Here is a 23,424-nt window from a genome sequence, read left to right on the forward strand (position 1 = left end):
GCCTTCCCTTGCGTTGCGTGGCCTGGGCTTCGATCCGGGAAAATCCGCCGTATCACGGTCGTTAAACCGTAAAACAGCCGGTTAAAAACTTAAAATCATGGGTTGGGCGCTTTCTGGCCATTTTGGAATGGTGCAGCGCCCTGCACTTTCGACCTTTTTCCGGAACACCCACCCCTATGTCCATCCACCCCGCTTTGCCCGCAGCCGACAGCGCAATTTCCGCCCCGCCAGACGACAACCAGCTGATGGTCGAGCGGCGCGAAAAGCTCAAGGGCCTTCGCAGCGCCGGCGTAGCCTTCCCGAACGACGTCCGGCCCGAACACCGGGCCGAGGCACTGTTTGCGCAGTACGACAGCAAGACCAAGGAAGAGCTGGAACCCCTGGCGGTGAAAGTGAGCGTTGCCGGCCGCATGATGCTCAAGCGGGTGATGGGAAAAGCCAGCTTTGCCACGCTGCAGGACGCTTCGTTTGGTCCGTCCGGTGGGCGCATCCAGGTCTACATCAACAACGAGGGTGTGGGCGAAGAAGTTCATGCCGCCTTCAAGCATTGGGATCTGGGCGACATCGTCGCGGCCACCGGTACGCTGTTCAAAACCAAGACCGGCGAGCTGTCGATTCATGCCACCAGTGTCCGGCTGGTCACCAAAAGCCTGCGCCCCCTGCCTGACAAATTCCACGGAATGGCCGACCAGGAAGTCAAATACCGCCAGCGCTATGTGGACCTGATCATGGACGAGTCCGCCCGCAAGCGCTTCATCGCGCGCAGCAAGGCAGTCAGCGGCATTCGCGAATTCATGGTGGCCAACGACTTCCTCGAAGTCGAAACCCCCATGCTGCACCCGATCCCGGGCGGCGCCAATGCCAAGCCCTTCAAGACGCACCACAACGCGCTGGACCAGGAAATGTTCCTGCGCATCGCGCCCGAGCTCTACCTGAAACGCCTGATCGTCGGCGGGTTCGAACGTGTATTCGAAATCAACCGCAGCTACCGCAACGAAGGCATCAGCGTGCGCCACAATCCCGAGTTCACCATGATGGAGTTCTACGCGGCCTGGTGGAATTACTCTGACCTGATGACGTTTACCGAAGCACTGATTCGCGATGCGGCCCAAAAGGTCACGGGCGCCCTGCAACTGAGCTACGGCGGCAAGCCGGTGGACTTGGAACCGGCCTTTGAACGCCTGACCATTCGCGAAGCCATCCTCAAGCACACCGAAGCCGGTGCGCAGGTTGACGACGCGGCATGGTTGACCAACGCGCTCAAAAAACTGGGCTTGACCGAAGAAAAGAACCACCTGTCCACGCGCTCACTCGCGAGTTTGCAGGTAATGTACTTTGAGGAAACCGTCGAAGAAAAACTCTGGCAGCCGACCTTCATCATGGAGCACCCCACGGAAATCTCCCCGCTGGCGCGCGCCAATGATGCGCGCCCCGAGGTCACGGAACGCTTTGAGCTTTACATCACCGGCCGCGAATTCGGCAACGGCTTTTCCGAGCTGAACGATGCCGAGGAACAGGCGGCCCGCTTCAATGCCCAGGTGGCAGCCAAGGACAGCGGCGACGACGAAGCCATGTTCTACGACCATGACTTCATTCGCGCCCTCGAATACGGCATGCCGCCGACCGGCGGCTGCGGGGTGGGCATAGACCGGCTGATGATGCTGCTGACCGACAGCCCCAGCATTCGCGATGTGATTTTGTTCCCCGCACTGCGCCGCGAGGCGTAAGCGCGCCGCAGGGGCGTGCCTGCGCGGGCAACACGCCGGACAGGCCGGACCCGGTTCAGCCCTTGCGTTTTTTGAGCTTGTGCAGGTAGTTGTCCAGCACCGAGCGGATTTTGTGACTCACGGTCTTGCGCGCGGCTGGCGCTGATGCGGGTGCAGGCGCGGGGGCCTGTGCTGGTGCCGATACCTTGACGGCCCCCGTTGATGCTGAAGGTACTGGAGATACTGGCGGTAAGGTTGCCGGCTTGCCGCGCTCGCTGGCCTCCACGGCTTCCGGGCGTTCCGGGCGCGCCGGCTGCCCATTCGCATTCGTTACCGGCATGCGCAAATCATCAAGATAATCCCGCGCAATGTTGACGCTGTCCTTCACGCCCAGCGCCGGGTAGTGTTTGTCCAGCCACTCCTTGCCGCACCGGATGCCCAGGTCACGCAGACCGTGAATCAGGCTGGCATCGGTCGATGACTTGGTAGAGGCCGTGAAGCGCTCAAGCGCCTCGCCACCATCCACCCGGTGCATCAGCACATTCTTGTAGTGCCCCGGATCGAGCTTGCCTTCGGCCAACAGGCGCTTGACGAAATCAATGGCCCGCATCTCGGCAATCAGCCCGGCATTGAAGGTGATTTCGTTGATGCGGTCCATGATCTCGTTCGCGTTGGTCGGCAGTGACTCGCGTTTGATGGGATTGATCTGCACCAGCACGATATCGCGGCTGTCGCAGTGATAGATCAGTGGATGGATCGCAGGATTGCCCGAATAACCGCCGTCCCAGAAATGATCGCCCTCAATCTCCACCGCCTGGAACACCATCGGCAGGCAGGCCGAGGCCATCACGGCGCTGGCCGTCAGGCGCTTGCCTGAAAACACCTCGGCCTTGCCGGTGTTGACGCGCGTGGCCACCACAAATACCTTGGGCGTGCCGGGGTGACGGGCGGCCGCCAGCCGTTCGAAATCTACCTGGCTTTCCAGAAATTTCCTGAGCGGGTTGATATCAAAGGGGTTGCTCTGGTAAGGCGACAGCGTATTGGCCCAGTAGCGCGTCATGGCATCGGTCCATAGCCTGGACGGCCCCTCAGACGTCCCCATCGCCATATGGCCAAACAGGATGTCAAACGGAGCGCGCTGCATTTTCGACAGCGACTGTGACATCGACGACGACAGCGCGCCCATGCTGACGATGCCGTTCCAGAAGCTGGCCAGCGCTTCGCGTGCCGCGTCATGCTGCTGCACTTTGGATTTTCCCTCGGCACCGGCAAAGCCATGCGCCAGCGCCACCGCATTCATGGCCCCTGCGCTGGTGCCGCTAATCCCCTCGATATCGATGCGCCCGTCTTCGAGCAGCGCATCGAGCACGCCCCACGTGAAGGCACCGTGCGAGCCGCCGCCCTGCAAAGCCAGGGTGATGCGACAGGTTGGAAAGCTTTGGACGTGGTTCATGGGTCGAGATTAGCAAAAAATCGTGTCGATGCGCGCCACACGCATCACGGCCGCTCCACGACTAAAATCAGTAACTTCCCCGCGCCCGGGAATCAGCAGCCCTCTCCGGGCTTACATGCATCCGGCTTCCTGCTGGCAAACGTCGGCAGCCATCAAACAAATCGCAAATGAATCCCGTCGGCCATCCGATGAAATACCTCTCGGGCTACCCTGACAGCCTCAAAGCCCAGGTACAGCAGCTCATGGCACAGGAACGTCTGGGCGACATGCTGCTCACGAAATACCCGAGGGCACACGACATACGCACCGACAAGGCCTTGTACGACTACGTGATGGACCTCAAAAATACGTTTTTGCGCAACGCCGAACCGCTCAGCAAAGTCGCGTTTGACAGCAAGCTCCATGTGATCGCTCACGCGCTGGGGACTCACACGGCCATCTCCAGGGTCCAGGGCAGCAAGCTCAAGGCCAAACGCGAAATACGTGTGGCCACGCTGTTCAAGGACGTTCCTGCGGAATTCCTGAAGATGATTGCGGTGCACGAGCTGGCCCACATCAAGGAAAAGGCGCATGACAAAGCCTTCTATCAGCTCTGCACCTACATGGAGCCGCAGTACCACCAGTACGAATTTGACCTGCGCGTTTATCTCACGCACATCGATGCAGCGGGCAAGCTGGACTGGCCTGCGGCCTAGCAGGCACCCAAAGTGGCATTGAAGACCGGCAAAGGCCTGAAATCCCTCTTTCTTTTATTCATGAAATGGACTGCCAGCCCATGGGACACGGTCACCAGTAGCCACCAAATTGATAGCAAGCAGTCAGCGTTTCCACGAGGCAAGCCGAGACAAGCGTTCAAAAACCATGTCGGTCACCACGGCCAGCATCCCCACCAGCACCGCGCCCTGTAAAACATAAGCGGTATTGAAGCCGCTGAGTCCGACAATAATCGGTGAGCCCAGGGTTTTTGCGCCCACGGTGGAGGCGATGGCCGCGGTGCCTATGTTGATGATGACGGATGTGCGCACGCCGGAAATCCAGACCGGCAGCGCCAAAGGGGTTTCGACCTGCCGCAAACACTGCCAAGGCGACATGCCCATGCCGTTGGCCGATTGACGGACCGATTCCGGAACCGATTGAAGGCCCGACACGGTGCCATGCACCACAGGAAGCAAGCCGTACAAGGTCAGGGCAATGAGTGCGGGCAGTTCGCCAAAGCCCACCACAGGCACCGCCACCGCAAGCACAGCCACGGGCGGAAAGGTCTGCCCCATGGACACCACAGTCTCCACAACCGGCTGGAACTGCCGCCCGATCGGGCGTGTGATCCAGACAGCGATAGCGCTTCCAAGCAGAACAGAAATCGCGCTGGACACGCCCACCAGCTTGCAGTGTTGCCACAGCAGTTGCGCAAACGGCTCCTGGCGGTAAACGGGGCGGTCCAGCTCGGGGAAAAGGCTGGCAAACAGGGGCTGCGAATGCGGCAGCCAGAGCACCAGCGCCGCCAGCACCAGCGCGGCCCACAGCAGCCTATCCCCGGCCAGCCCGGCCAGACGCCGCAGCCCGCCCGCGCTAGACATCAGAAGGCCCGGCCTTGCGAAAAATATCAGCGGCATGCAGCACGCCGGCGTGGGCGCCAGCGGCATCCGTCAGATTCACCACCGCGAGCTGGCGCATGGCCAGATAAGACACCGCCTCACGCAACGTGGTGGCCGCCGGCAGGCTGGGGCCCCGACGTTGGGGTTCGTGCCGCGCCAGGCTATGGGCAGACTGGAGCGACAACAGCTTGATGCCGATGTCGCCGCGGCCCACAAAGTCGACCACCAAGGCGTTGGCGGGCCTGGCCAAAAGCTCCAGCGGCGTCGCCACCTGCACAATCCGGCCCTGGTCGAGCAGCACGATTTTGGTGGCCAGGCGCAAGGCCTCGTCAACATCGTGGGTGACCATCACGATGGTTTTGCCGGAGGCCTGGTGAACGCGCTTCATCTCCAGCTGCAATGACGCCCGGATCACCGGGTCCAGGGCCCCAAACGGCTCGTCCATCAATAAAACATCCGGGTCTGCTGCCAAGGCACGGGCAACACCCACGCGCTGCTGCTGGCCGCCCGATAGCTGGTGCGGGTAGCGAGTTCTGTAGGTCTCAGGGTCAAGGTCGAACAACTGCAGCAGCGTGGTGACGCGATCGCGGATTTTTGGGGCCGTCCAGCCGAGCATCTGGGGCACGGTTGCAATGTTGCGCTCAACCGTCCAGTGCGGAAACAAGCCCACAGACTGAATGGCGTAGCCCATGCGCAGGCGCAGGTCGCGCACCTTGAAGCTGTAGATTTCTTCGCCATCGAAAAGGATTCTTCCCGCATCATGGCTTTCCATGCGATTAATCATCTTGATCATGGTGGACTTGCCCGAGCCAGAAGCACCAATCAGGACCACAAACTCCCCGCGCTCAATCTTGAGGTTCACCCCGTCTATCGCGGTGACAAAGCCATAAGATTTGCTGATGTTCTGAAACTCGATCATGACCGCATGCCACTTCCTGATCCGGTGACGTTGGTAAGGCTGGTAAGGCTGATCAACACCTTGAACGCCACATCGGCCAACACTCCCAGAGCAATGATGGGCACGACGCCCAGCAACACCAGGTCCTGTGCGCTGCTAAACAGCCCTTCAAACATGATGGCGCCCAGTCCGCCCGCCCCAATGAGCGCGGTGACGGCAGCCAGCCCCACGGCCTGAATGATGGCGGTGCGCACACCTCCCAAAACAACCGGCAGGGCCAGGGGAAACTCGATACGCCCGAAAATCTGAAAGCGTGTCATGCCCATGCCAGTGGCTGCGTTAATCACACTGGACGGAACCTGCTCCAGGCCGGCCACGGTAGCCCTGACCACCGGCAGCAAACCATACAGGGTCAGCGCAATCACGGCCGGCGCCAGGCCTACGCCACTGATGCCCGCCCTGGCGAGCGCGGGCCAGGCCGCGGCCAGCAGGGCCAGGGGCGCCATCAGCAGGCCAAACAAGGCAATCGAAGGGATGGTTTGAATGATGTTCAGCAGCGGAAACAGCGCGCCGGCGATCCTGTTTTTTTGACAGGCCAGCCATCCCAGCGGCAGGCCAATGCACAGGGTGAAGGCCGCCGCCATCATCACGATCTGAATGTGCCGGACGACTATGCCGACAAAGATATCTGAGCGGTTGGCATACTCTTTCATGATGGACAGGTCGTCGCACCAACCTGCCGACAGCATGAAGCACACCGGACTCAGCACGGCCGCGACGACGGCAAAGCGTTGCGCGCTGCCCGCCCGCAGGCGCTGCATCCCGTCCGCCGCGATCAAGCCCAAAAGCAGCAGCGCGGCCCAGAATGCGCCACCCAGCGAGGTCCGGGCAAGGTGCGACCCGGCCTCGGCGGCGAGGGACGCATACCTGCCGGCGAGCCAGATCAGGCCACTCGCCAGCACACAGGAAACCATGACCACGGACCACAGCAGTACGCGACCGGGTTTGAAAAAAGCGGCCAGCAGCAAGGAGGCCATTAAAACCACCAGCAGCCACCCTGGGCCTTGAAGCACCGCAATCAAGGAAACGGGCTCGCCCGATACCAGACGGTTGGGCGCCACGCGCAAAAACGGCAAGCCGTAAAGAACGCACGCCCCCAGGAACGACATGGCCGCCAGGACGGGACTCCATCGCAGAGGGGGCGATCCCGAAGGATCTCCAGAAAGACGGCGCCCCTGAGTCACGCGACAGGCTTACTTCAGCAGCCCCTTGGACTTCAGGAAATCTGAAGCCACTTTTTTGGCATCCTGTCCGTCAAGCTGAATCTTCGCGTTCAATGCCTGCAGGGTCGGGCCGTCCAGCACCTTGAACACAGGGGCCAGTACGTCCCTGATTTTTGGATTTTTCTTGAGCACTTCTTCCCGAATGATGGGCGTGGGCGCGTAAATGGGTTGTACGCCTTTGGGGTCTTCCATGATCACCAGGCCCAGCGCAGCCACCGCACCATCGGTGCCATAGGCCATGGCGGCGTTCACGCCAGAGGTTTTTTCGGCTGCCGCGCGTATCGTGACCGCCGTATCACCGCCAGCCAGCGTCAGAATCTGCTCGGGCTTGAGCTTGAAGTTGTAGGCGGTCTGAAACGCCGGCAGCGCGTCAGAGCGCTCGACAAACTCGGCCGATGCCGCCAGTTTGAACTGCCCGCCGCCCGTGACCCATTTGCCCATGTCGTCCAGGGTCTTGAGCTTGTTGGCTGTTGCCACCTCTTTGCGCACGGCAATCGCCCAGGTGTTGTTGGCCGGCGAGGGCTCGAGCCAGACGATTTTGTTTTTGTCGTAGTCCAGCGTCTTGACGCGCTCGTAGCCCGCCTTGGCGTTCTTCCAGACCGGGCTGGATTCTTCCGAGAAGATAAAAGCGCCGTTGCCGGTGTACTCCGGGTAAAGATCAATTTCACCGGCCGTGATGGCGCCGCGCACGACCTTGGTGTTTCCCAGCGAGGCTTTGTTTTCAGTCTTGATGCCGTTGGCCTCCAGCGCCAGGACAATCATGTTGCCCAACAGCTTTCCCTCGGTGTCGATTTTGGAACCGACCCGAACTGGCGCCACCCCCTGCGCCAGCACCCCGCCTGTCGCCAGAGCACCGACCATCAGCATGGCGGCCCTGCGTTGGATTGATTTCATGGTGAGTACTCCCAAACAAAGGAAAAGTGGACGAAAAGGAGTTCACGATACCTCAGACTGACCGGCCTCGGCTAGTGGGCTGTAGCGATTGAATCGAAAGCGCTCTACGCAGGGAGCGGTGCCCCTTACCCTGAACGTTGAAAACTGACGATCTGGTTTTAATTTGAATTAACCATCAACGACTGCCAGCGCCCCCCGAACCCTGGCAATGAAAGACCGGCAGACGGGCAGACAAACGGCTGGGGAAGCCGTGATCGATGCTGGCTCAGGAGTTTTGACTATTCAGTAAAAAATATCGCTATAACCCATATAAATCGGGAGCATTAAGCTATTTAATTGATAGCAAATCCGGAATTTTCGACCCGACTGGCCTCAGGGAATCAAGCCCATCGCATGCATATAGGCGGGGTGCAACATGAGCTCGTCCCATTCGTGGGCGGGCGTCGCCGGCAGCAGATCAAGCCTGCGCATTTCGCTGGACTCCAGCGCCTCCCACTGCCCTTTGACCAGCGCCTCGCCCATGCCGTCGAGCAGTTCATCGACTGGCTTGCCCTCACCGACGGACTGGTTGCACAGCAGCACCATGTCGCAACCGGCGTTCAGGGCCGTGACCGCCGCTTCGGTGTAGCTGACTTGCCTGCCGTCAATCAGGCGCGCACCGGCCATGCTCAAATCGTCGCTGAAAATTGCCCCGCCAAAGCCAAGCTGGCCACGCAGGATGAAGGTCAGCCATTTTTCCGAAAACCCCGCCGGCCGGGCATCGACCTTTGGGTAAATCACATGCGCCGGCATCACGCTGGTCAGCGTGGTGTTGAGCCACTCATAAGGCGCGGCATCGTCGGCCAGTATGGCCTTGAGGCTGCGCTTGTCGACCGGGATGTCGGTGTGGGAATCAGCCTTCACAAACCCATGTCCCGGGAAATGCTTGCCGCAGTTGGTCATCCCGCTTTGCAGCAGGCCATGCATCAGGCTTTTGGCCAGCAGGCTGACCACACGCGGGTCCCGGCCAAAGGCGCGATCGCCGATGACGCCGCTTTCGCCCCAATCCAGGTCCAGCACCGGCGTGAAACTGAAGTCCACGCCGCAGGCACGCAGTTCGGCGCCCAGCACATAGCCGCAGGCCGTGGCCGCGTTGGTGGCGGCCAGCTGGTCTTTCATCCACAGGGCACCCAGGACTCGCATGGGCGGCAGGTGGGTAAAACCGTCGGTCCGGAAGCGCTGGACACGGCCCCCTTCATGGTCGACGCAAATCAGCAAATCCTGGCGAATGCGCTTGATGTCGGCACACAGGGCCGTCAGTTGCTGGCGGTCCTTCCAGTTACGGCCGAACAGAATGATGCCCCCTGTCAGCGGGTGCTTCAGGCGCCGGCGGTCGGCCTTGGTGAGGGACAGGCCCGCAATGTCGATGATCAGGGGAGCGTGCTGGGTCATGGGAAATATTTCAAGGTTGCCACTTCAGGGTTGCTATTTAATTGATAGCTGCCTGCTCAAATATCACATAGCTAAAAGTCGTTTTTCTCTACTACGCAAAAGCTGGCCGCGTACTCGTTCTCGTCGGTCACGCTGACATGCACGCTCAGCTGACGGGTTTCAAACCAGTCCTTGAGCGCACCGTGCAACACAATCTCGGGCTTGCCGCTGGCCGCTTTGGAAATTTCGCAATGGCGCCAGGTCATGGGCATGCGCATGCCCAACCCAATCGCCTTGCTGAAAGCCTCCTTGGCTGAAAACCGCGTGGCCAGGTAGCGAACGCCGCGATCGGGCCAGCGCACGCTGCGCTCTTTCCATGTGGCCAGCTCGGCATCGCTGAGGATTTTTTGCGCAAAGCGCTCACCATGGCGCTCCAGGCTGGCACGAATGCGGCGCACGTCGCAGATGTCAGTACCCACGCCGTAAATCATCAGGACGTCACTGCAAAGGCTTCGTCAATACAGCGCAGGTAATCTTTCACGGTCGCGGTGTAGCCCAACTCCAGGGCATCGGCTATCAGGGCATGGCCGATCGAGACTTCCTGCACGCCAGGCACTGCTCGCAGGAAGCCAGTCAGGTTGTCACGGTTCAGGTCGTGGCCGGCGTTTATGCCCAAATTGAGAGCCGCTGCCGCCCGGGCGGCGCTGGAAAACCGGCTAAGCGCTTCACTTCTTTCCGTGCCTGACGAGGCCCGGGCGTAGCTTTCGGTGTAAAACTCCACCCGGTCGGCCCCCACCGCCTTGACAGCGGCCATGGCTTCGGCAACGGGGTCCATGAACAGGCTCACGCGCACCCGGCGGGCATGGGCCTGCTCGATCAGAGGCTGCAAGCGGTCGGCATCGGCGGGAAACGTCCAGCCATGGTCGCTGGTGAACTGGTCTTCGCTGTCGGGCACAAATGTGCATTGATGCAGCGGCAAGCCCCGCGCCGTCAGGTCGCGCACAAAATTCATCAGGTTCTGGAAGGGATTGCCTTCAATATTGAACTCGCGGTCAGGCCAGTCCTTCATGAGGGCCGCGAGTTCGTAGACATCATCGGGTCGAATATGCCGCTCGTCCGGCCGTGGGTGTACCGTGATGCCCTGGGCGCCCGCTTCCAGGCACAGCTCTGCGGCACGCAGCACGCTCGGAATATCGATATGCCGCGTGTTGCGAAGCAGCGCGACTTTGTTGATATTGACCGAAAGGGCGGTCTTGTGAACGCCCGAGGGTGTGGGTGGATGGTCAGTGTGGCGAAAAAGGGGCATGGTGGTATTGGGCTGTTAGAGGGCCTGCAGGTCCATCATCATTTGCCGGGTTTTCAGGACCTTCACACCGCAATGGTAGTGCAGCAGCGCACGCAGCTGGGTTTTAAGTTCATTGAGCCCGGGAATGCAGGCCCGCACGGTGTCGGAAAACAGGGCATTGTCGCCCAGCGCCTGCTGCAACGCCGTCCATTGCTCGCCGGTCAGACTGCTGCGGTCGTCATCATGGGCCTGCCTGAGGCCGGCTTCCGCCACCAGCACGTAACGGGTCTGGGGCGCCAGCGGCGCCAGCGTGGCCGTTTCCGCATCCAGCAGGGGCAACAGGCCAATATCACGCAGCAAACGCAGCTCAAAGGCCCGCAGAGCCAGCTGCAGCGTGTCCGTGCCCTGGCTGGCCAGCAGCTGCACCGTGGCCGAATAGGCGTCAAAAAGTACCGGGTGCGGGTCGTCGCGGGCCAGCAGGCGCATCAGCAGCTCATTCAGGTAGTAACCCGACAGCAGGGCATCGCCGGTGGGCATGACATGGCCGCCTTGCCACTCCGCGCTTTTCAGGGTCCGGATTTCGGCATCACCGCCAAAGGCAATGTGCAAAGGCTGCAAGGGAAGCAAAATCGGCCGGAAGCTGGAGCTGGGTTTTTTGGCACCGCGCGCCACCAGGGCCACCCGTCCATACTGGCGGGTAAAGACTTCCAGGATCAGGCTGGACTCACTCCAGTCATAGCGGTGCAGCACATAGGCCGGTTCGTCGCTGATGCGTTTGGTTGCCATAGTCAAGGCGTCAGGCAGGAAACCAACAGCGCATCGCCACACCGGCGCAAGCTCTCCCCTCCCAGCAGGGGCCGCGGAACCGGCTTAGCCGGGCCGCAGGCGCAGCGGCCCCCTCGGGGGGCAGCGCAGTACGCGAAGCGACAAGCGTGGGGGCCTCATTCATACCCGAAGGTCTTGACCCGGGCCTCGTCGTCCGCCCAGCCCGAACGCACCTTGACCCAGATCTCCAGAAACACCTTGTTGCCGGTGAGCGTTTCCAGCTCATGCCGGGATTCGGTACCGATTCGCTTGAGCTTTTCGCCCTTCTCGCCAATCACCATGCCCTTGTGGCCGTCGCGCTCCACCACGATGGTGGCAGCAATCCTGCGCAGGTTGCCCTCTTCTTCATATTTGTCAATGATCACCGTGGAGGTGTAAGGCAACTCGTCGCCGGTCAGGCGAAACAGCTTTTCGCGAATGATCTCGGCAGCCATGAAACGGTCGCTGCGATCGGTCAGCTCGTCGGCGCGGTACATCCAGGGCTGCACCGGCAAGTACTTCTCGCAGATGCCGAACAGCCGCTCAATATCCTTGGCATTGTTGGCCGACATGGGCACAAACTCGGCAAAATTATGCCGTTCCTGCATGGAGCGCAGCCAAGGCGCAATCTCGGCCCGGCGATGGATCAGGTCAAACTTGTTGGCCAGCAGGATGGCCGGTGTCTTTTCGGGCAGCAGGGCCAGCACCTTGGCATCGGCCAGGTTGAACTGGCCGGCTTCCACCACAAAAACAATCAGGTCCACGTCATTGACGGCGCCCACCACCGTGCGGTTCAGCGAACGGTTCAAGGCATTGCCGTGCCGGGTCTGGAAACCCGGGGTGTCCACAAACACAAACTGCGTGGCCTCCACGGTGCGCACACCGGTGATACGGTGGCGTGTGGTTTGTGCCTTGCGGGAGGTGATGCTGATTTTCTGGCCCACCAGGGCATTGAGCAAAGTGGATTTGCCCACGTTGGGTTTGCCAACAATGGCAATCAGGCCGCAGCGCTGCGCGTCGACGGGCGGGGTGTCTGCAGCAGCCCCCGCTGCAGCACGCGATGACAAGGCCTGGGCCAGCATGGCATCCAGCGCGTCAGGGCCCTGCGCCTCGTCAGCGGGCAATTCAAGCGATATATTTGCCGGCTTCTTCGGCTCTTTTTTACCTGTACTCATGGTCTCTCAATGGTGTTGGACGGGCGCGGCTGCGACGCCGAGTCAGGAATCCAGGGTTTTAACGTACATCAGCATGGCGGCGGCCGCAGCCTGCTCACCGGCCCGGCGCGAGCCACCGATGCCGCGTTCCGCCCGGCCGTACTCGGTGATTTCACACTCCACATCAAATGTCTGCTTGTGAGCGGCACCCATCGTGCCCACCACCCGGTAAATGGGGAGGTTCATTTTGCGCCCTTGCAACCACTCCTGCAATTCGGTTTTCGGGTCCTTGCCGATGGCCTGCATCTGCGGGTTGATTTCCACATCCTTGAACAGGCGCCGTACCAGCTGGTCGGCCTTGTCGAAGCCGGCATCCAGGTAGACAGCACCTATTACCGCCTCCAGCGCATCCGCCAGAATGGACGGCCGCTTCTGCCCGCCCGAGCGGGCTTCGCCCTCACCGAGCCGCACCATATCGGGCAAGCCCAGCGTCAAAGCCAGTTTGTGCAGGGTATCCTGCTTGACAAGGTTGGCGCGCACGCGAGACAGGTCGCCTTCGGGCAACTCGCTCAATYGCTCGTACAGCAGACCGGCCACTGCGAGGTTCAATACAGAGTCGCCCAGAAACTCGATCCGCTCATTGTGGTCAGCGGAAAAGCTGCGATGCGTGAGTGCCTGCGCCAGCAGTTTGGGATTGGAAAACTCGTGCTGCAGGCGTTTTTGCAGTGCCAGCAGGTCTGGGCTTGAGGTGGCGCTGGCTCTCACTTATTTGGATCGGCCGTTGTACTTCAGCAGCAGGTAAGCTGGACCTGCCATGTGGATTTCACGGGTATAGGCGAAAGCCACCACGATGTTGTCGCCCTCTTTCGTGACCTCAAGATCCCTGCCGGCAATCGATTTGATGTCGTCAATCGCCGCGGCTTTGTCAAAAATGGACTTCACTTCAGCCACCGTATTGCCTTCCTTGGCCTTGTTGGCAGCTTTGTTGATGGCCTGAAATTCGATCAGGGTTGGCAGAACCTGGGCCGCCAGGATACCGCCACAACCAATCACGCCACCGACAAACAAAATGCCAATGAAGGAAATGCCGCGTTGCTGATGTTTCATTTTTTCTCCTGCTCTGGCCGGGTAGCCCTGTAGGTGACCGCTTGACCACCCCCGGGCGCCTACCCCATGCCGCAATTACTGAAAAGAACCAATGCGTTTGAGGTTGCCAAAGTTCATCCAGACAAAAAAGGCCTTGCCCACGATGTTTTTCTCGGGCACAAAGCCCCAATAGCGGGAATCCAGCGAATTATCGCGGTTGTCGCCCATCATGAAGTAGTGCCCTTCCGGCACCTTGCAAACCACGCCCTCGCTACTGTAACGRCAATTTTGCTTGAACGGAAAGTCCTCGGCACCGGCAACGAAGGCCGGTCGGTCGTCGTCATTGAGCAGGCGGTATGTCCGTCCACCATTGGTTTCCTGATACTGCTTGGCATAGCGCAGCGCATCCTCATCGAAAAAATCGGCCAACGGCATCTTGGACACAGGTTTGCCGTTGATGGTGAGTTTCTTGTTGAGGTAAGCCACCTCGTCACCGGGCACACCCACGACCCGCTTGATGTAGTCCAGGCTGGGCTTGGGAGGGTAGCGGAACACCATGACATCACCGCGCTGCGGGCTGTGGTTGTCAAACACCTTGGTGTTGATCACGGGCAGGCGCACGCCGTAGTGGAATTTGTTGACCAGAATCAGGTCATTGATGAGCAGGGTCGGGATCATGGAGCCCGACGGAATCTTGAACGGCTCAAACAGAAAAGAACGCAGCAGGAAGACCACCACAATCACCGGGAACAGGCCGGCGGTCCAGTCCAGCCACCAAGGCTGCATGATGAGCCTGGTTCTGGCTTCGCTGATATTGCTGTCAACCTGGTTGATGCCCATTTTGGCCAGTTCGGCCTGGCGTTTGGCGGCGGTCTGTTCAAGCACGGCAACCGCTTTGTGCCGCTGCGGCAGAAAATAAAACCGCTCAGCGAGCCAGTAAATGCCGGTGACCACGGTCGCCAGGAAAAGCAGCAGCGAGAAGTTGCCCTCCACTGCGCCCAGATACCAGGCAGCCCCGTAGCCGACAAACGCCGCCAGCACCAGGGCGGTGATGGAACTCATGGTGTTGCGCATTATTCTTCTACCTGCAATATGGCGAGGAAAGCCTCTTGGGGCACCTCCACCGAACCGATTTGTTTCATGCGCTTTTTACCCGCTTTTTGTTTTTCGAGAAGCTTGCGTTTGCGTGAAATATCTCCGCCGTAACACTTGGCAATCACGTTTTTCCGCAGCGCCTTGATTGTCTCACGCGCAATAATATTGGCGCCGATGGCCGCCTGGATGGCGACGTCGAATTGCTGACGCGAAATGATTTCGCGCATTTTGGCCACCACCGCCCGGCCCCGGTAGGCGGACTGGCTGCGGTGAACGATGATGGACAACGCATCCACCTTCTCGCCGTTGAGCAGAATGTCCACCTTCACCACGTCGGAAGCCCGGAACTCCTTGAATTCGTAGTCCATCGACGCGTAGCCGCGCGAAACCGATTTGAGCTTGTCAAAGAAATCGAGCACGATCTCGCCCAGCGGCATCTCATAGGTCAGCATGACCTGTTTGCCGTGGTAGGCCATGTTCAGCTGCACCCCGCGCTTGAGGTTGGCCAGCGTCATGACGGCGCCGACATAGTCCTGCGGCATGTACAGGTGCACGGTCACGATGGGCTCGCGAATCTCCGTGACCCTGCCGGCATCGGGGATTTTGGAGGGATTTTCAACCTTGATGATCTCGCCATCGGCCTTGAGCACCTCATACACCACGCTGGGCGCCGTCGTGATCAGGTCCTGGTCGAACTCCCGCTCCAGCCGCTCCTGGACAATCTCCATGTGGAGCAGGCCGAGGAAGCCGCAGCGAAAACCAAAGCCGAGGGCCTGGCTGACTTCCGGCTCGTAATGCAGCGAGGCGTCGTTGAGCTTGAGTTTTTCCAGCGCATCGCGCAGGGAGTCGTACTCGCTGGCCTCGGTCGGGTAGAGCCCGGCAAACACCTGGGGCTGGATTTCCTTGAAGCCGGGCAACGCTTCCGTCGCCGTGAAAGCCGCGCCACCCGTGCCGGGTTTGATCAGGGTCACGGTGTCGCCCACGCGCGCCGCCTGCAGCTCCTTGATACCCGCAATCACAAAGCCCACCTCACCGGCCTCCAGCGACTGGCGCGGCTCGGTGTGCGGCGTGAAGACGCCCAGTTGCTCTGCGTTGTACATGGCTTCGCTGGCCATGAGCTTGATGCGGTCGCCTTTGGCCAGGCGCCCGTCCACCACACGCACCAGCATGACGACACCCACGTACGCGTCGTACCAGCTGTCGATGATCATGGCGCGCAAGGCACCGTCCGGATTGCCCTGTGGCGGCGGCACCCTGGCGATCACGGCTTCCAGAATTTCGTCTATGCCCATGCCGGTCTTGGCGCTGCAGGGGATGGCATCGGTTGCATCAATGCCGATCACGTCCTCGATTTCCTGTTTGGCATTCTCGGGATCGGCCTGCGGCAAATCCATCTTGTTCAAGACGGGCACCACCTCCACACCGAGATCCAGCGCGGTATAGCAATTAGCGACGGTCTGCGCTTCCACACCCTGGCTGGCATCCACCACCAGCAACGCGCCTTCGCAAGCAGACAGCGAGCGACTCACTTCATACGAGAAGTCAACGTGGCCTGGCGTGTCGATCAGATTGAGGTTGTAGACCTGGCCATCGCGTGCCTTGTATTTGAGCGCAGCGGTCTGCGCCTTGATGGTTATCCCACGCTCCTTCTCGAGATCCATTGAATCGAGAACCTGCGCACTCATCTCGCGATCCTGCAAGCCACCACAGCGCTGGATGATGCGATCTGCAAGCGTGGATTTGCCGTGATCAATGTGCGCAATGATCGAAAAATTTCTGATGTGATTCATCAACGAGAACACCTAAGTGCTTGAAAGTATTGCGAAGAGATTGCACGTCATTCGCGATGGACCATAAAAAAGGGCGCGTCGAGTAGTGACGCGCCCTGAACCAACAATCTATGGCAACTGCGATAGTTGGAACTTCATTGTAGGCAAAAAGCCAGCAGCGAACAGTCCCAAAATCTCCATATTTTTGTCGTTGCAGGCTAGCAACAGGAAACTTATACACAACTTATTCACAATTTTATACTGCTTGGCTCTGGACAACTTGTGGGCGATCTGTGGATCAGTATTGAATGGATGGAATTGATGATGAAAGCCACAGGAATCCCGGCTGTCGAGAAGCTCGATATATCAAAAAGGCACCGTARCTCTACGGCATTCTACTCAAACTCATCATTGGATCGTTTAATTTTGTGAGTGAGTACTAACAAATTTAAAGATGGTCTACCCAAAATATATTTTTTGAAGACGCCAAAAAACAGTATCTGGCGTGGAAAAACCCCCAACCCTGGCGGGGTATGGGGGTCTTTCATGCCTTTAGCGGGAGGGGCAACAGCGTAGCGAGGCCCTTGCCGCGAGGCAAACTCAAACCATCAACGCGCCGGCCGGATCAACACAAACTGCGCCAGTTCTCCCCGGCGAAACAGCACATTGACCGGCTTGCTCTTGTCAATTTTTGCGAGCGCAGTCTCGAACTCCTTGACGTTTGCGATTTCGGAGTTGGCAATGGCGACGATCACATCACCTTCGCGAAGTCCTGCACGGGCTGCTCCACCCTCGGCGCTGTCTACCCGGACCCCGCCCTTGATCTTGAGTTCCTTTTTCTGTGCATCCGGCAGGTCGCTCACCACCAGGCCCAAAGCCTGTGCAGGGCCGGCGACCGGCGGTTTGGATTCCGGTGACGAGGCCTTGCGAAGGGGCTTCTCTGCTTCCACCTCCGCGATGACCACCGGCAAATCCTTGGTGGCACCCCGCCTGAAGACGGTCACCACCGCCTTGGTGCCGGGCTTCACATTGCCGACCATGCGCGGAAGATCACTGGATTTTTCGATCTGCTTGCCGTCGAACTTGATGATGATGTCGCCGGCTTCCACGCCTGCCTTTTCTGCAGGTGCACCAGCCTCCACGCCTCTGACCAGCGCCCCGCGGGGACTRCCCAGACCGATGGACTCGGCCACTTCCTTGCTGACCTGGTCGATCTGCACCCCGATGCGTCCACGCGTTACCCGGCCGCTGCTGCGCAGCTGGTCTGAAACACGCGTGGCCTCGTCAATCGGGATGGAAAACGAAATGCCCTGAAAGCCGCCAGAACGTGAATAGATCTGGCTATTGATGCCCACGACTTCCCCGCGCATGTTGATCAGGGGCCCACCCGAGTTGCCGGGGTTGATGGCCACATCGGTCTGAATGAACGGCAGATAGTCACCGGTATCGCGCTGCTTGGCGCTCACAATACCCGCTGTCACGGTATTTTCAAGGCCGAATGGTGAGCCGATGGCCATCACCCATTCGCCCACCTTCAGACGGTTGATGTCGCCAATTTTCACGGCCGGCAGCCCGCTTGCCTCGATCTTGACCACCGCCACATCGCTGCGCTTGTCCGCGCCGATGATTCTGGCCTTGAATTCGCGCTTGTCGGTCAGCGTGACGATCACTTCATCGGCGCCTTCCACCACATGGGCATTGGTCATGACAAAACCGTCCCCCGTGAGGATGAAGCCGGAACCCACACCACGCGGCTGCTCTTCGTCGGGCTGGGGCTGGCCGCGATCGGGACGCGGCGTGCGCGGCAGATTGGGCGGCACGGGAATCCCGAACCGCCGGAAAAATTCCAGCATTTGCTCATCTACGCTTCCGGCGCCCGAAGCCTTGACTTTTTCTATCGTGCGGATGTTCACCACCGAGGGCCCAACTTGGTCAACCAGATCGGTGAAGTCGGGCAGCGTGCGGACCTGCGCCCATGCAGGAGCGGCAGGCAACACCACTGTGGCGGTCACCACGCCCAGCAGACCTGCAAGCAGACAGGAGCGCAGGGGTTTCCAGTTCAATTCAAGCATCATCGGCCTCGTCGTAAATGTTGGTAATCAGGCATGCAAAACTTGTGGGAAGGAAATAGGGACACCAATGAAAAAGACAAGACGGACAACATGCGGCGCCTGCGCCCTGTGGGAAGAATTTTCCAGCAACAACGCTCCCTCACAGGCACTGTCTACTTTTTTCGCTCCAGTCCATTGGCAAACTGGCGCAGGGTTGCCATGGGAACTTCACCCATGATGGTTATCCAGTAAGCGTCCAGTTGCCGGGTCAGCGTCTGGGTGGCCCCCAGTGACAGGCTGGATTCCTTCTCATGGCGTTGCCGGTCATAGGGTTCCACAAAGATGGAGACGGAGGCAAGCCCGTCGGAGAAAATCCATTGCAGAGGCTCGGCACCTGGCGCGGCGCTCGCCGCGGGGCGCTTGTAGCAGCTCATGGGTTTAAACCCGGCAACAGGCGCTTTGAGCACCCAGCCTTCGGCGCTGGCCGTGGTTTTCACCATCACAGGCTTCTCAACGCGATAGCCGTCCACCTTGCCCATCATCTGGATAAGCTGGTCCATTTTGACCGGCGCATCGAGTTGCAGCTCCGAAAACGCGGCCTGCTCGAGCACCTTGCCATCAGCGTCCAGGGTCTGCAACTTCACCACCAGGCCCTTTTTTTGCTCGGTCCAGATACGGTAGCCAAAACGCATGCTGTCCTTGGGAATCAGCATCACGACGTCCGCTTCGACGCCGGCCACCCGCTCTACGCCGTCATGCCGCATCTTGTAGAAATCGGCAATGCGGCTGTCGGTTGACTGGAGCAACTCGGGAAACATGCCCAGCGATTCCCGTTTTTCGCTGCGCACCACCTTGTGGTCGGGCATGAATGTAACGACCTGATCGTTGTGCCGGAAGATAGAGCGCGGCGCCCCGGTCAGGGTTTCAACCCTTTCCACCTGCTGGTTGCCTTCGCAGACATGCCAGACTTTTGCGCTTGACATGGCGCCACCCGACGAAACAACAAAGGTCCCAATATAGGAGCGTTTTTTGGAAGCCTCGTGCATGCGCATCAACCAGTCATTGACGCTTCTGGACTCCGCCGCCGTGGCAGGCGTGGACGCCGTGGCCGGCGAAGGCACCTGGGCCGCTACATAATTAATAGCAGCGAGTGGCCAAACAAAAAAGGCCACAAGGCGATAAGTCTTGAAATTCATGGTTGTTTTGAAGGCTCTGCCGCAGCAAAAGCTCATTCAACGCCCTGCATTCTGAGGCGTTTCAAAGGTGGCGTTTCGCAAAAACCCCGACGGCACCTGCAAGGCGGATGCACCACCCAACTGCTTGTGTGCGGTCAGCAGCTCCTCCAGCCGGGCATCGCGCACTATCGGACCCTGCGGTGAAGCCACCAGCACCTGCTGAGCCGGGCCTTGGGCAAGCTGCGGTGCAGCATCAGGCATCAGCAGGCCCGAGGCGTTCCACGCGATGGCGGAAATGGCTGCCAGGGAAGCAAAGCCGGCCACCCACTTCCAGGGCAGCATGCTGTCATTGGATGCCGCGCCGCGGTGGTGGACCACGTTCGCACCAGCTTTTCCCTTGGCTTGCGCCGCTGGATCAAGTGCAACAGGCTGGTGGCGCGCCCGAAGCAACGGCTCTTGTGGCTCTTGCGAAAGGCGCTGGTTCAACCGACCCAGAAAGGCCAGGTCCGCCACGGGCGCCACGGGCGCAGGGGATCGCAACACCTCGCCAATCAAATGGTAAGCGGCCCAGCTGGAAAACGCAGATTCGTCGTGCTGGCAGGCCTGCAGTGCGGCGGCAAAGTCCTCACCGCCCAGCTGGCCATCGGCCAAGGCAGACATGAGTTCACTGGTTTGCATAGACGGTTTCATGATGTTCATGGGCAGTGGGCCTGCCGGTTTATTAAAAGGCTTTACAGGCTGAAAGACAGGGCGTTATTCATTCATTGGCTCAATAGTGATTCAACAAGGCTCTTGACATGGATACCAGCCAACAACTACCAGCATCACCAGCGCTTGCCTGACTGGTTTTCCAGCAAGGGCTTGACTTTCCCAGAGATCGCTTCACGCGCCCTGAAAATACGGGACCGCACTGTGCCAATGGGGCAATTCATGGCCTCCGAGATTTCTTCATAGCTCAACCCTTCGATTTCGCGCAAGGTGATGGCCTGACGAAGCTCTTCCGGCAAGGCCTCCATAGCCGCGTTGACCATTTCCGCAATTTCCTTGCTTGCCAACACGGCATCCGGCGTTTCCGAGCTAGTTAGTTCGTTTTCCAGCGGGGAAGTTTCATCGTCCTCTCCGGATTTAAAGGAATTTTCGGAAACGGTGGGATCCCGCTTGAGATCCATCAGGGCTTTTTTGGCGGTGTTGACCGCGATCCGGTAGAGCCAGGTGTAGAACTGGGCTTCGCCCCTGAACTGCGCCAAGGCCCGGTAAGCCCTGATAAACGTCTCCTGGGCGATGTCTTCCACCAGATCCACATCGCGCACCATGCGCCCTATGAGGCGCTGAATGCGGCGCTGGTACTTGATCACCAGCAGCTCAAAGGCCTTTTGGTCCCCGGCCACGGCGCGCTCGACCAGCATGGCGTCGCTGTCAGCCGCTTTTTCGGATTGCCGGGGTGTCAGGTCCTCAGTCATGGCTTTATCCGTGTGGCATCAACAGGAAACTCATGGCCCGATACTGCCACAGCCGGCAGCGGCTCTGCAGGCATCCCGTCCAATGAGCGGGAAGAGCCTGCCGGCTTGTGCGGGGAATATACCGCCCGGCGCAGGTCCAGCCAGCGCTCTGGCAACACCCTTCGCTCCGCCCAAAGCCAGAGTCCGGCACGCGCCGGATTCTGAAGCCGGAGCAGTAGCATGTGCTGGAAATCAGCAATCACCGAGAGTTCGTACCCGGCAACGCCCGCCTGGTAAGCCTGGCTTTCCCAGTGCCACACCTCGCCGTCCCATGCCAGCCGGCCAGAGGGTACTTTTTTCCAGCCAACCCATGCCAGGGCGCCCGCACCGCATACCGCTGCAACGACCAGTGCCATCCGCCAACCAGATTGACGGACAAGGTGAAACCAAAATAAAACCAGCAACACACCCGCCAGCCACAGACCCAGCAATAGCCAGCCCTGAAAACGCGAACGCCCCAGCGGATAGACAACCGGCGGGGCGTTGTGGGTGATCAAGACAGTCAGTGCGGTGCTTGGGCGCGTGCTTGAAAAGGTGGAAACAGGGCGACGTCAGGCGCGCTTGAAAACCAGCGTACCGTTGGTGCCGCCGAATCCAAAATTGTTTTTCACCGCAATTTCAATGTTGGCGTCGCGCGCCACGTTGGCGCAGTAGTCCAGGTCGCACTCGGGATCCTGGTTGAAAATGTTGATGGTGGGGGGGATCTTCTGGTGATGCAATGCCAGCACGGTGAACACCGACTCAATGCCACCGGCGCCGCCCAGCAGATGGCCTGTCATCGATTTGGTCGAACTGACCACCATGTTCTTCGCATGGCTGCCAAATGCCGCCTTGATGGCGTTGGTCTCGTTCAGGTCGCCCAGCGGCGTGGAAGTTCCATGCGCGTTGAGGTACTGAACCTGATCGGCGTTGACGCCTGCATTCTTCAATGCCATGGTCATGGAACGGCACGGCCCGTTGATGTCGGGTGCGGTCATGTGATAGGCGTCAGCGCTCATGCCGAAACCGATGACTTCAGCATAAATCTTTGCGCCGCGCGCCTTCGCATGCTCGTACTCCTCGAGCACCAGAACACCACTGCCCTCGCCCAGTACAAAGCCGTCGCGGTCCTTGTCCCAGGGACGTGAAGCGGTCTTGGGGTCCTCATTGCGGGTTGACAGCGCGCGGGCTGCGGCAAAGCCGCCCACACCCAAAGGCGACACCGTCGCTTCAGCACCGCCGGCAATCATGACGTCGCAGTCGCCGTATTCGATCATGCGGGCTGACAGGCCAATGGCATGAAGGCCGGTGGTGCATGCCGTGACAACCGCGATGTTGGGCCCCTTGAAGCCAAACTTGATCGACACATGGCCGGAAATCATGTTGATGATCGACGCCGGCACAAAAAACGGGGAAACGCGACGTGGGCCGCGATTCACCAGCTCGGCATGCGTCTGCTCGATCATCGGCAAACCGCCGATGCCCGAGCCGATGTTGCAACCAATGCGGGTAGCCAGCTCGTCGCCGAGCGCATCGCCGGTAGGCAAGCCACTGTCAGCGACCGCCTGGAACGCCGCAGCCAGGCCCAGGTGAATGAAGCGGTCCATGTGCCGGGCTTCCTTCTCGGGGATGTAATCCTCGATCTTGAAGCCCTTCACCTCACCCGCGAACTTGCAGGCAAAGTTGCTTGCATCAAATTGCGTGATCAGGTCAATGCCGGGAGTTCCGGCAAGCAAATTGGCCCACGAATCAGCGACGGTATTACCTACCGGGCTGACGCAACCCAAACCTGTCACAACGACACGACGACGGCTCATTCAGTAATCCTGAAAAAAACCCGAAAAGACCCTGAACGGCCTTTCAGGTTGAATGACGGCAAAGGCAAAGGTCTGGAACCTTGGGCCTCAAGCCTTTTGATGGGTGTTGGCGTAGTCAATCGCATTCTGGACGGTGGTGATTTTCTCGGCATCTTCGTCGGGAATCTCAATGCCAAACTCGTCTTCCAGAGCCATAACCAGTTCTACGGTGTCAAGCGAGTCAGCGCCGAGATCGGCCACAAAGGCTTTTTCACTGGTGACTTGACCTTCTTCAACGCCAAGTTGCTCGGCAATGATTTTCTTAACACGTGCTTCGATATCGCTCATAGTTCCCTCTGAGGGTTGTAAATTAATCCGTGATTTTACCGCGTTAGGGTCGTTTCCCTAAGCATCAGGCCGGACGGATAAAAACCGGCCCCGATTTGATGTGTTTTACCACCGTCAACCCATGCGCCTCATGAGGCAGACTGA

23 protein-coding genes are annotated in these 23,424 nt (G+C 59.5%); 2 read left to right on the forward strand and 21 right to left on the reverse strand.

Translation table 11 applies throughout. The features are described from left to right. Nucleotides 1-176: 176 nt before the first annotated feature. Nucleotides 177-1,727, forward strand: a complete 1,551-nt coding sequence (gene lysS, locus AC1DUB_RS01245; RefSeq protein ID WP_477727946.1) for a lysine--tRNA ligase — start codon at nucleotides 177-179, stop codon at nucleotides 1,725-1,727. A gap of 55 nt (nucleotides 1,728-1,782) precedes the next feature. Here lysS and AC1DUB_RS01250 read toward each other — a convergent pair whose 3' ends face one another. Continuing rightward, nucleotides 1,783-3,159: a patatin-like phospholipase family protein gene (locus tag AC1DUB_RS01250; protein ID WP_477727947.1), complete on the reverse strand. Its 1,377-nt coding sequence runs from the start codon at nucleotides 3,157-3,159 to the stop codon at nucleotides 1,783-1,785. 167 nt (nucleotides 3,160-3,326) lie between these two features. On the opposite strand from AC1DUB_RS01250, the gene AC1DUB_RS01255 reads away from it, so the two are divergent. Then, nucleotides 3,327-3,854, forward strand: a complete 528-nt coding sequence (locus AC1DUB_RS01255; RefSeq protein WP_477727948.1) for a YgjP-like metallopeptidase domain-containing protein — start codon at nucleotides 3,327-3,329, stop codon at nucleotides 3,852-3,854. Between the two features lie 123 nt (nucleotides 3,855-3,977). Here AC1DUB_RS01255 and AC1DUB_RS01260 read toward each other — a convergent pair whose 3' ends face one another. From AC1DUB_RS01260 to acpP, 20 genes are all read right to left on the reverse strand, one after another. Continuing rightward, complete coding sequence (locus AC1DUB_RS01260; protein WP_477727949.1) at nucleotides 3,978-4,736, reverse strand: ABC transporter permease; 759 nt, start codon at nucleotides 4,734-4,736, stop codon at nucleotides 3,978-3,980. Beyond that, the gene (locus AC1DUB_RS01265) at nucleotides 4,729-5,673 is read right to left on the reverse strand and encodes an ABC transporter ATP-binding protein (RefSeq protein ID WP_477727950.1); all 945 of its coding nucleotides are present in this window, start codon (nucleotides 5,671-5,673) and stop codon (nucleotides 4,729-4,731) included. The genes AC1DUB_RS01260 and AC1DUB_RS01265 overlap by 8 nt, the downstream gene beginning before the upstream one ends. After that, complete coding sequence (locus AC1DUB_RS01270; RefSeq protein WP_477727951.1) at nucleotides 5,670-6,821, reverse strand: ABC transporter permease; 1,152 nt, start codon at nucleotides 6,819-6,821, stop codon at nucleotides 5,670-5,672. The genes AC1DUB_RS01265 and AC1DUB_RS01270 overlap by 4 nt, the downstream gene beginning before the upstream one ends. Before the next feature lie 84 nt (nucleotides 6,822-6,905). Beyond that, entirely contained in the window at nucleotides 6,906-7,829 is a 924-nt protein-coding gene (gene osmF / locus AC1DUB_RS01275) for a glycine betaine ABC transporter substrate-binding protein OsmF (protein WP_477727952.1), read from the reverse strand. A gap of 372 nt (nucleotides 7,830-8,201) precedes the next feature. Continuing rightward, a complete protein-coding gene (nagZ, locus tag AC1DUB_RS01280; protein ID WP_477727953.1) occupies nucleotides 8,202-9,260 on the reverse strand; it encodes a beta-N-acetylhexosaminidase in 1,059 nt (352 codons plus the stop codon). A 71-nt stretch (nucleotides 9,261-9,331) separates the two neighbouring features. Then, entirely contained in the window at nucleotides 9,332-9,730 is a 399-nt protein-coding gene (gene acpS / locus AC1DUB_RS01285) for a holo-ACP synthase (RefSeq protein WP_477727954.1), read from the reverse strand. After that, entirely contained in the window at nucleotides 9,730-10,545 is an 816-nt protein-coding gene (locus AC1DUB_RS01290; RefSeq protein WP_477727955.1) for a pyridoxine 5'-phosphate synthase, read from the reverse strand. The genes acpS and AC1DUB_RS01290 overlap by 1 nt, the downstream gene beginning before the upstream one ends. 15 nt (nucleotides 10,546-10,560) lie before the next feature. Next, nucleotides 10,561-11,310, reverse strand: a complete 750-nt coding sequence (recO, locus tag AC1DUB_RS01295; protein WP_477727956.1) for a DNA repair protein RecO — start codon at nucleotides 11,308-11,310, stop codon at nucleotides 10,561-10,563. A gap of 155 nt (nucleotides 11,311-11,465) precedes the next feature. Then, nucleotides 11,466-12,410 (reverse strand): GTPase Era, encoded by a 945-nt coding sequence (gene era, locus AC1DUB_RS01300; RefSeq protein ID WP_477728084.1) that lies wholly within the window; start codon nucleotides 12,408-12,410, stop codon nucleotides 11,466-11,468. A gap of 135 nt (nucleotides 12,411-12,545) precedes the next feature. Then, the gene (rnc, locus tag AC1DUB_RS01305; RefSeq protein WP_477727957.1) at nucleotides 12,546-13,247 is read right to left on the reverse strand and encodes a ribonuclease III; all 702 of its coding nucleotides are present in this window, start codon (nucleotides 13,245-13,247) and stop codon (nucleotides 12,546-12,548) included. Further along, nucleotides 13,248-13,589 carry a DUF4845 domain-containing protein gene (locus AC1DUB_RS01310; RefSeq protein WP_477727958.1) on the reverse strand — a complete coding sequence of 114 codons (342 nt, stop codon included), beginning with the start codon at nucleotides 13,587-13,589 and terminating at the stop codon, nucleotides 13,248-13,250. It lies immediately after the preceding gene. A gap of 75 nt (nucleotides 13,590-13,664) precedes the next feature. Next, a complete protein-coding gene (gene lepB, locus AC1DUB_RS01315; RefSeq protein ID WP_477727959.1) occupies nucleotides 13,665-14,642 on the reverse strand; it encodes a signal peptidase I in 978 nt (325 codons plus the stop codon). After that, nucleotides 14,642-16,453 (reverse strand): translation elongation factor 4, encoded by a 1,812-nt coding sequence (gene lepA, locus AC1DUB_RS01320; RefSeq protein WP_477720292.1) that lies wholly within the window; start codon nucleotides 16,451-16,453, stop codon nucleotides 14,642-14,644. The genes lepB and lepA overlap by 1 nt, the downstream gene beginning before the upstream one ends. 587 nt (nucleotides 16,454-17,040) lie before the next feature. Then, a complete protein-coding gene (locus AC1DUB_RS01325) occupies nucleotides 17,041-18,504 on the reverse strand; it encodes a DegQ family serine endoprotease (protein WP_477728085.1) in 1,464 nt (487 codons plus the stop codon). 152 nt (nucleotides 18,505-18,656) lie between these two features. After that, nucleotides 18,657-19,679, reverse strand: a complete 1,023-nt coding sequence (locus AC1DUB_RS01330) for a MucB/RseB C-terminal domain-containing protein (protein WP_477727960.1) — start codon at nucleotides 19,677-19,679, stop codon at nucleotides 18,657-18,659. A 36-nt stretch (nucleotides 19,680-19,715) separates the two neighbouring features. Further along, nucleotides 19,716-20,336 carry a sigma-E factor negative regulatory protein gene (locus AC1DUB_RS01335; protein WP_477727961.1) on the reverse strand — a complete coding sequence of 207 codons (621 nt, stop codon included), beginning with the start codon at nucleotides 20,334-20,336 and terminating at the stop codon, nucleotides 19,716-19,718. A 146-nt stretch (nucleotides 20,337-20,482) separates the two neighbouring features. Next, the gene (gene rpoE, locus AC1DUB_RS01340; protein WP_477720295.1) at nucleotides 20,483-21,118 is read right to left on the reverse strand and encodes an RNA polymerase sigma factor RpoE; all 636 of its coding nucleotides are present in this window, start codon (nucleotides 21,116-21,118) and stop codon (nucleotides 20,483-20,485) included. Then, on the reverse strand, nucleotides 21,115-21,654 hold the full coding sequence (locus AC1DUB_RS01345; RefSeq protein WP_477727962.1) for a hypothetical protein: 540 nt from the start codon (nucleotides 21,652-21,654) through the stop codon (nucleotides 21,115-21,117). The genes rpoE and AC1DUB_RS01345 overlap by 4 nt, the downstream gene beginning before the upstream one ends. 54 nt (nucleotides 21,655-21,708) lie before the next feature. Further along, nucleotides 21,709-22,953 carry a beta-ketoacyl-ACP synthase II gene (fabF, locus tag AC1DUB_RS01350; RefSeq protein WP_477720297.1) on the reverse strand — a complete coding sequence of 415 codons (1,245 nt, stop codon included), beginning with the start codon at nucleotides 22,951-22,953 and terminating at the stop codon, nucleotides 21,709-21,711. An 87-nt stretch (nucleotides 22,954-23,040) separates the two neighbouring features. After that, on the reverse strand, nucleotides 23,041-23,280 hold the full coding sequence (gene acpP / locus AC1DUB_RS01355) for an acyl carrier protein (RefSeq protein ID WP_011484542.1): 240 nt from the start codon (nucleotides 23,278-23,280) through the stop codon (nucleotides 23,041-23,043). Nucleotides 23,281-23,424: the final 144 nt, after the last annotated feature.

This window comes from Polaromonas sp. P4_F9 (assembly GCF_056401235.1).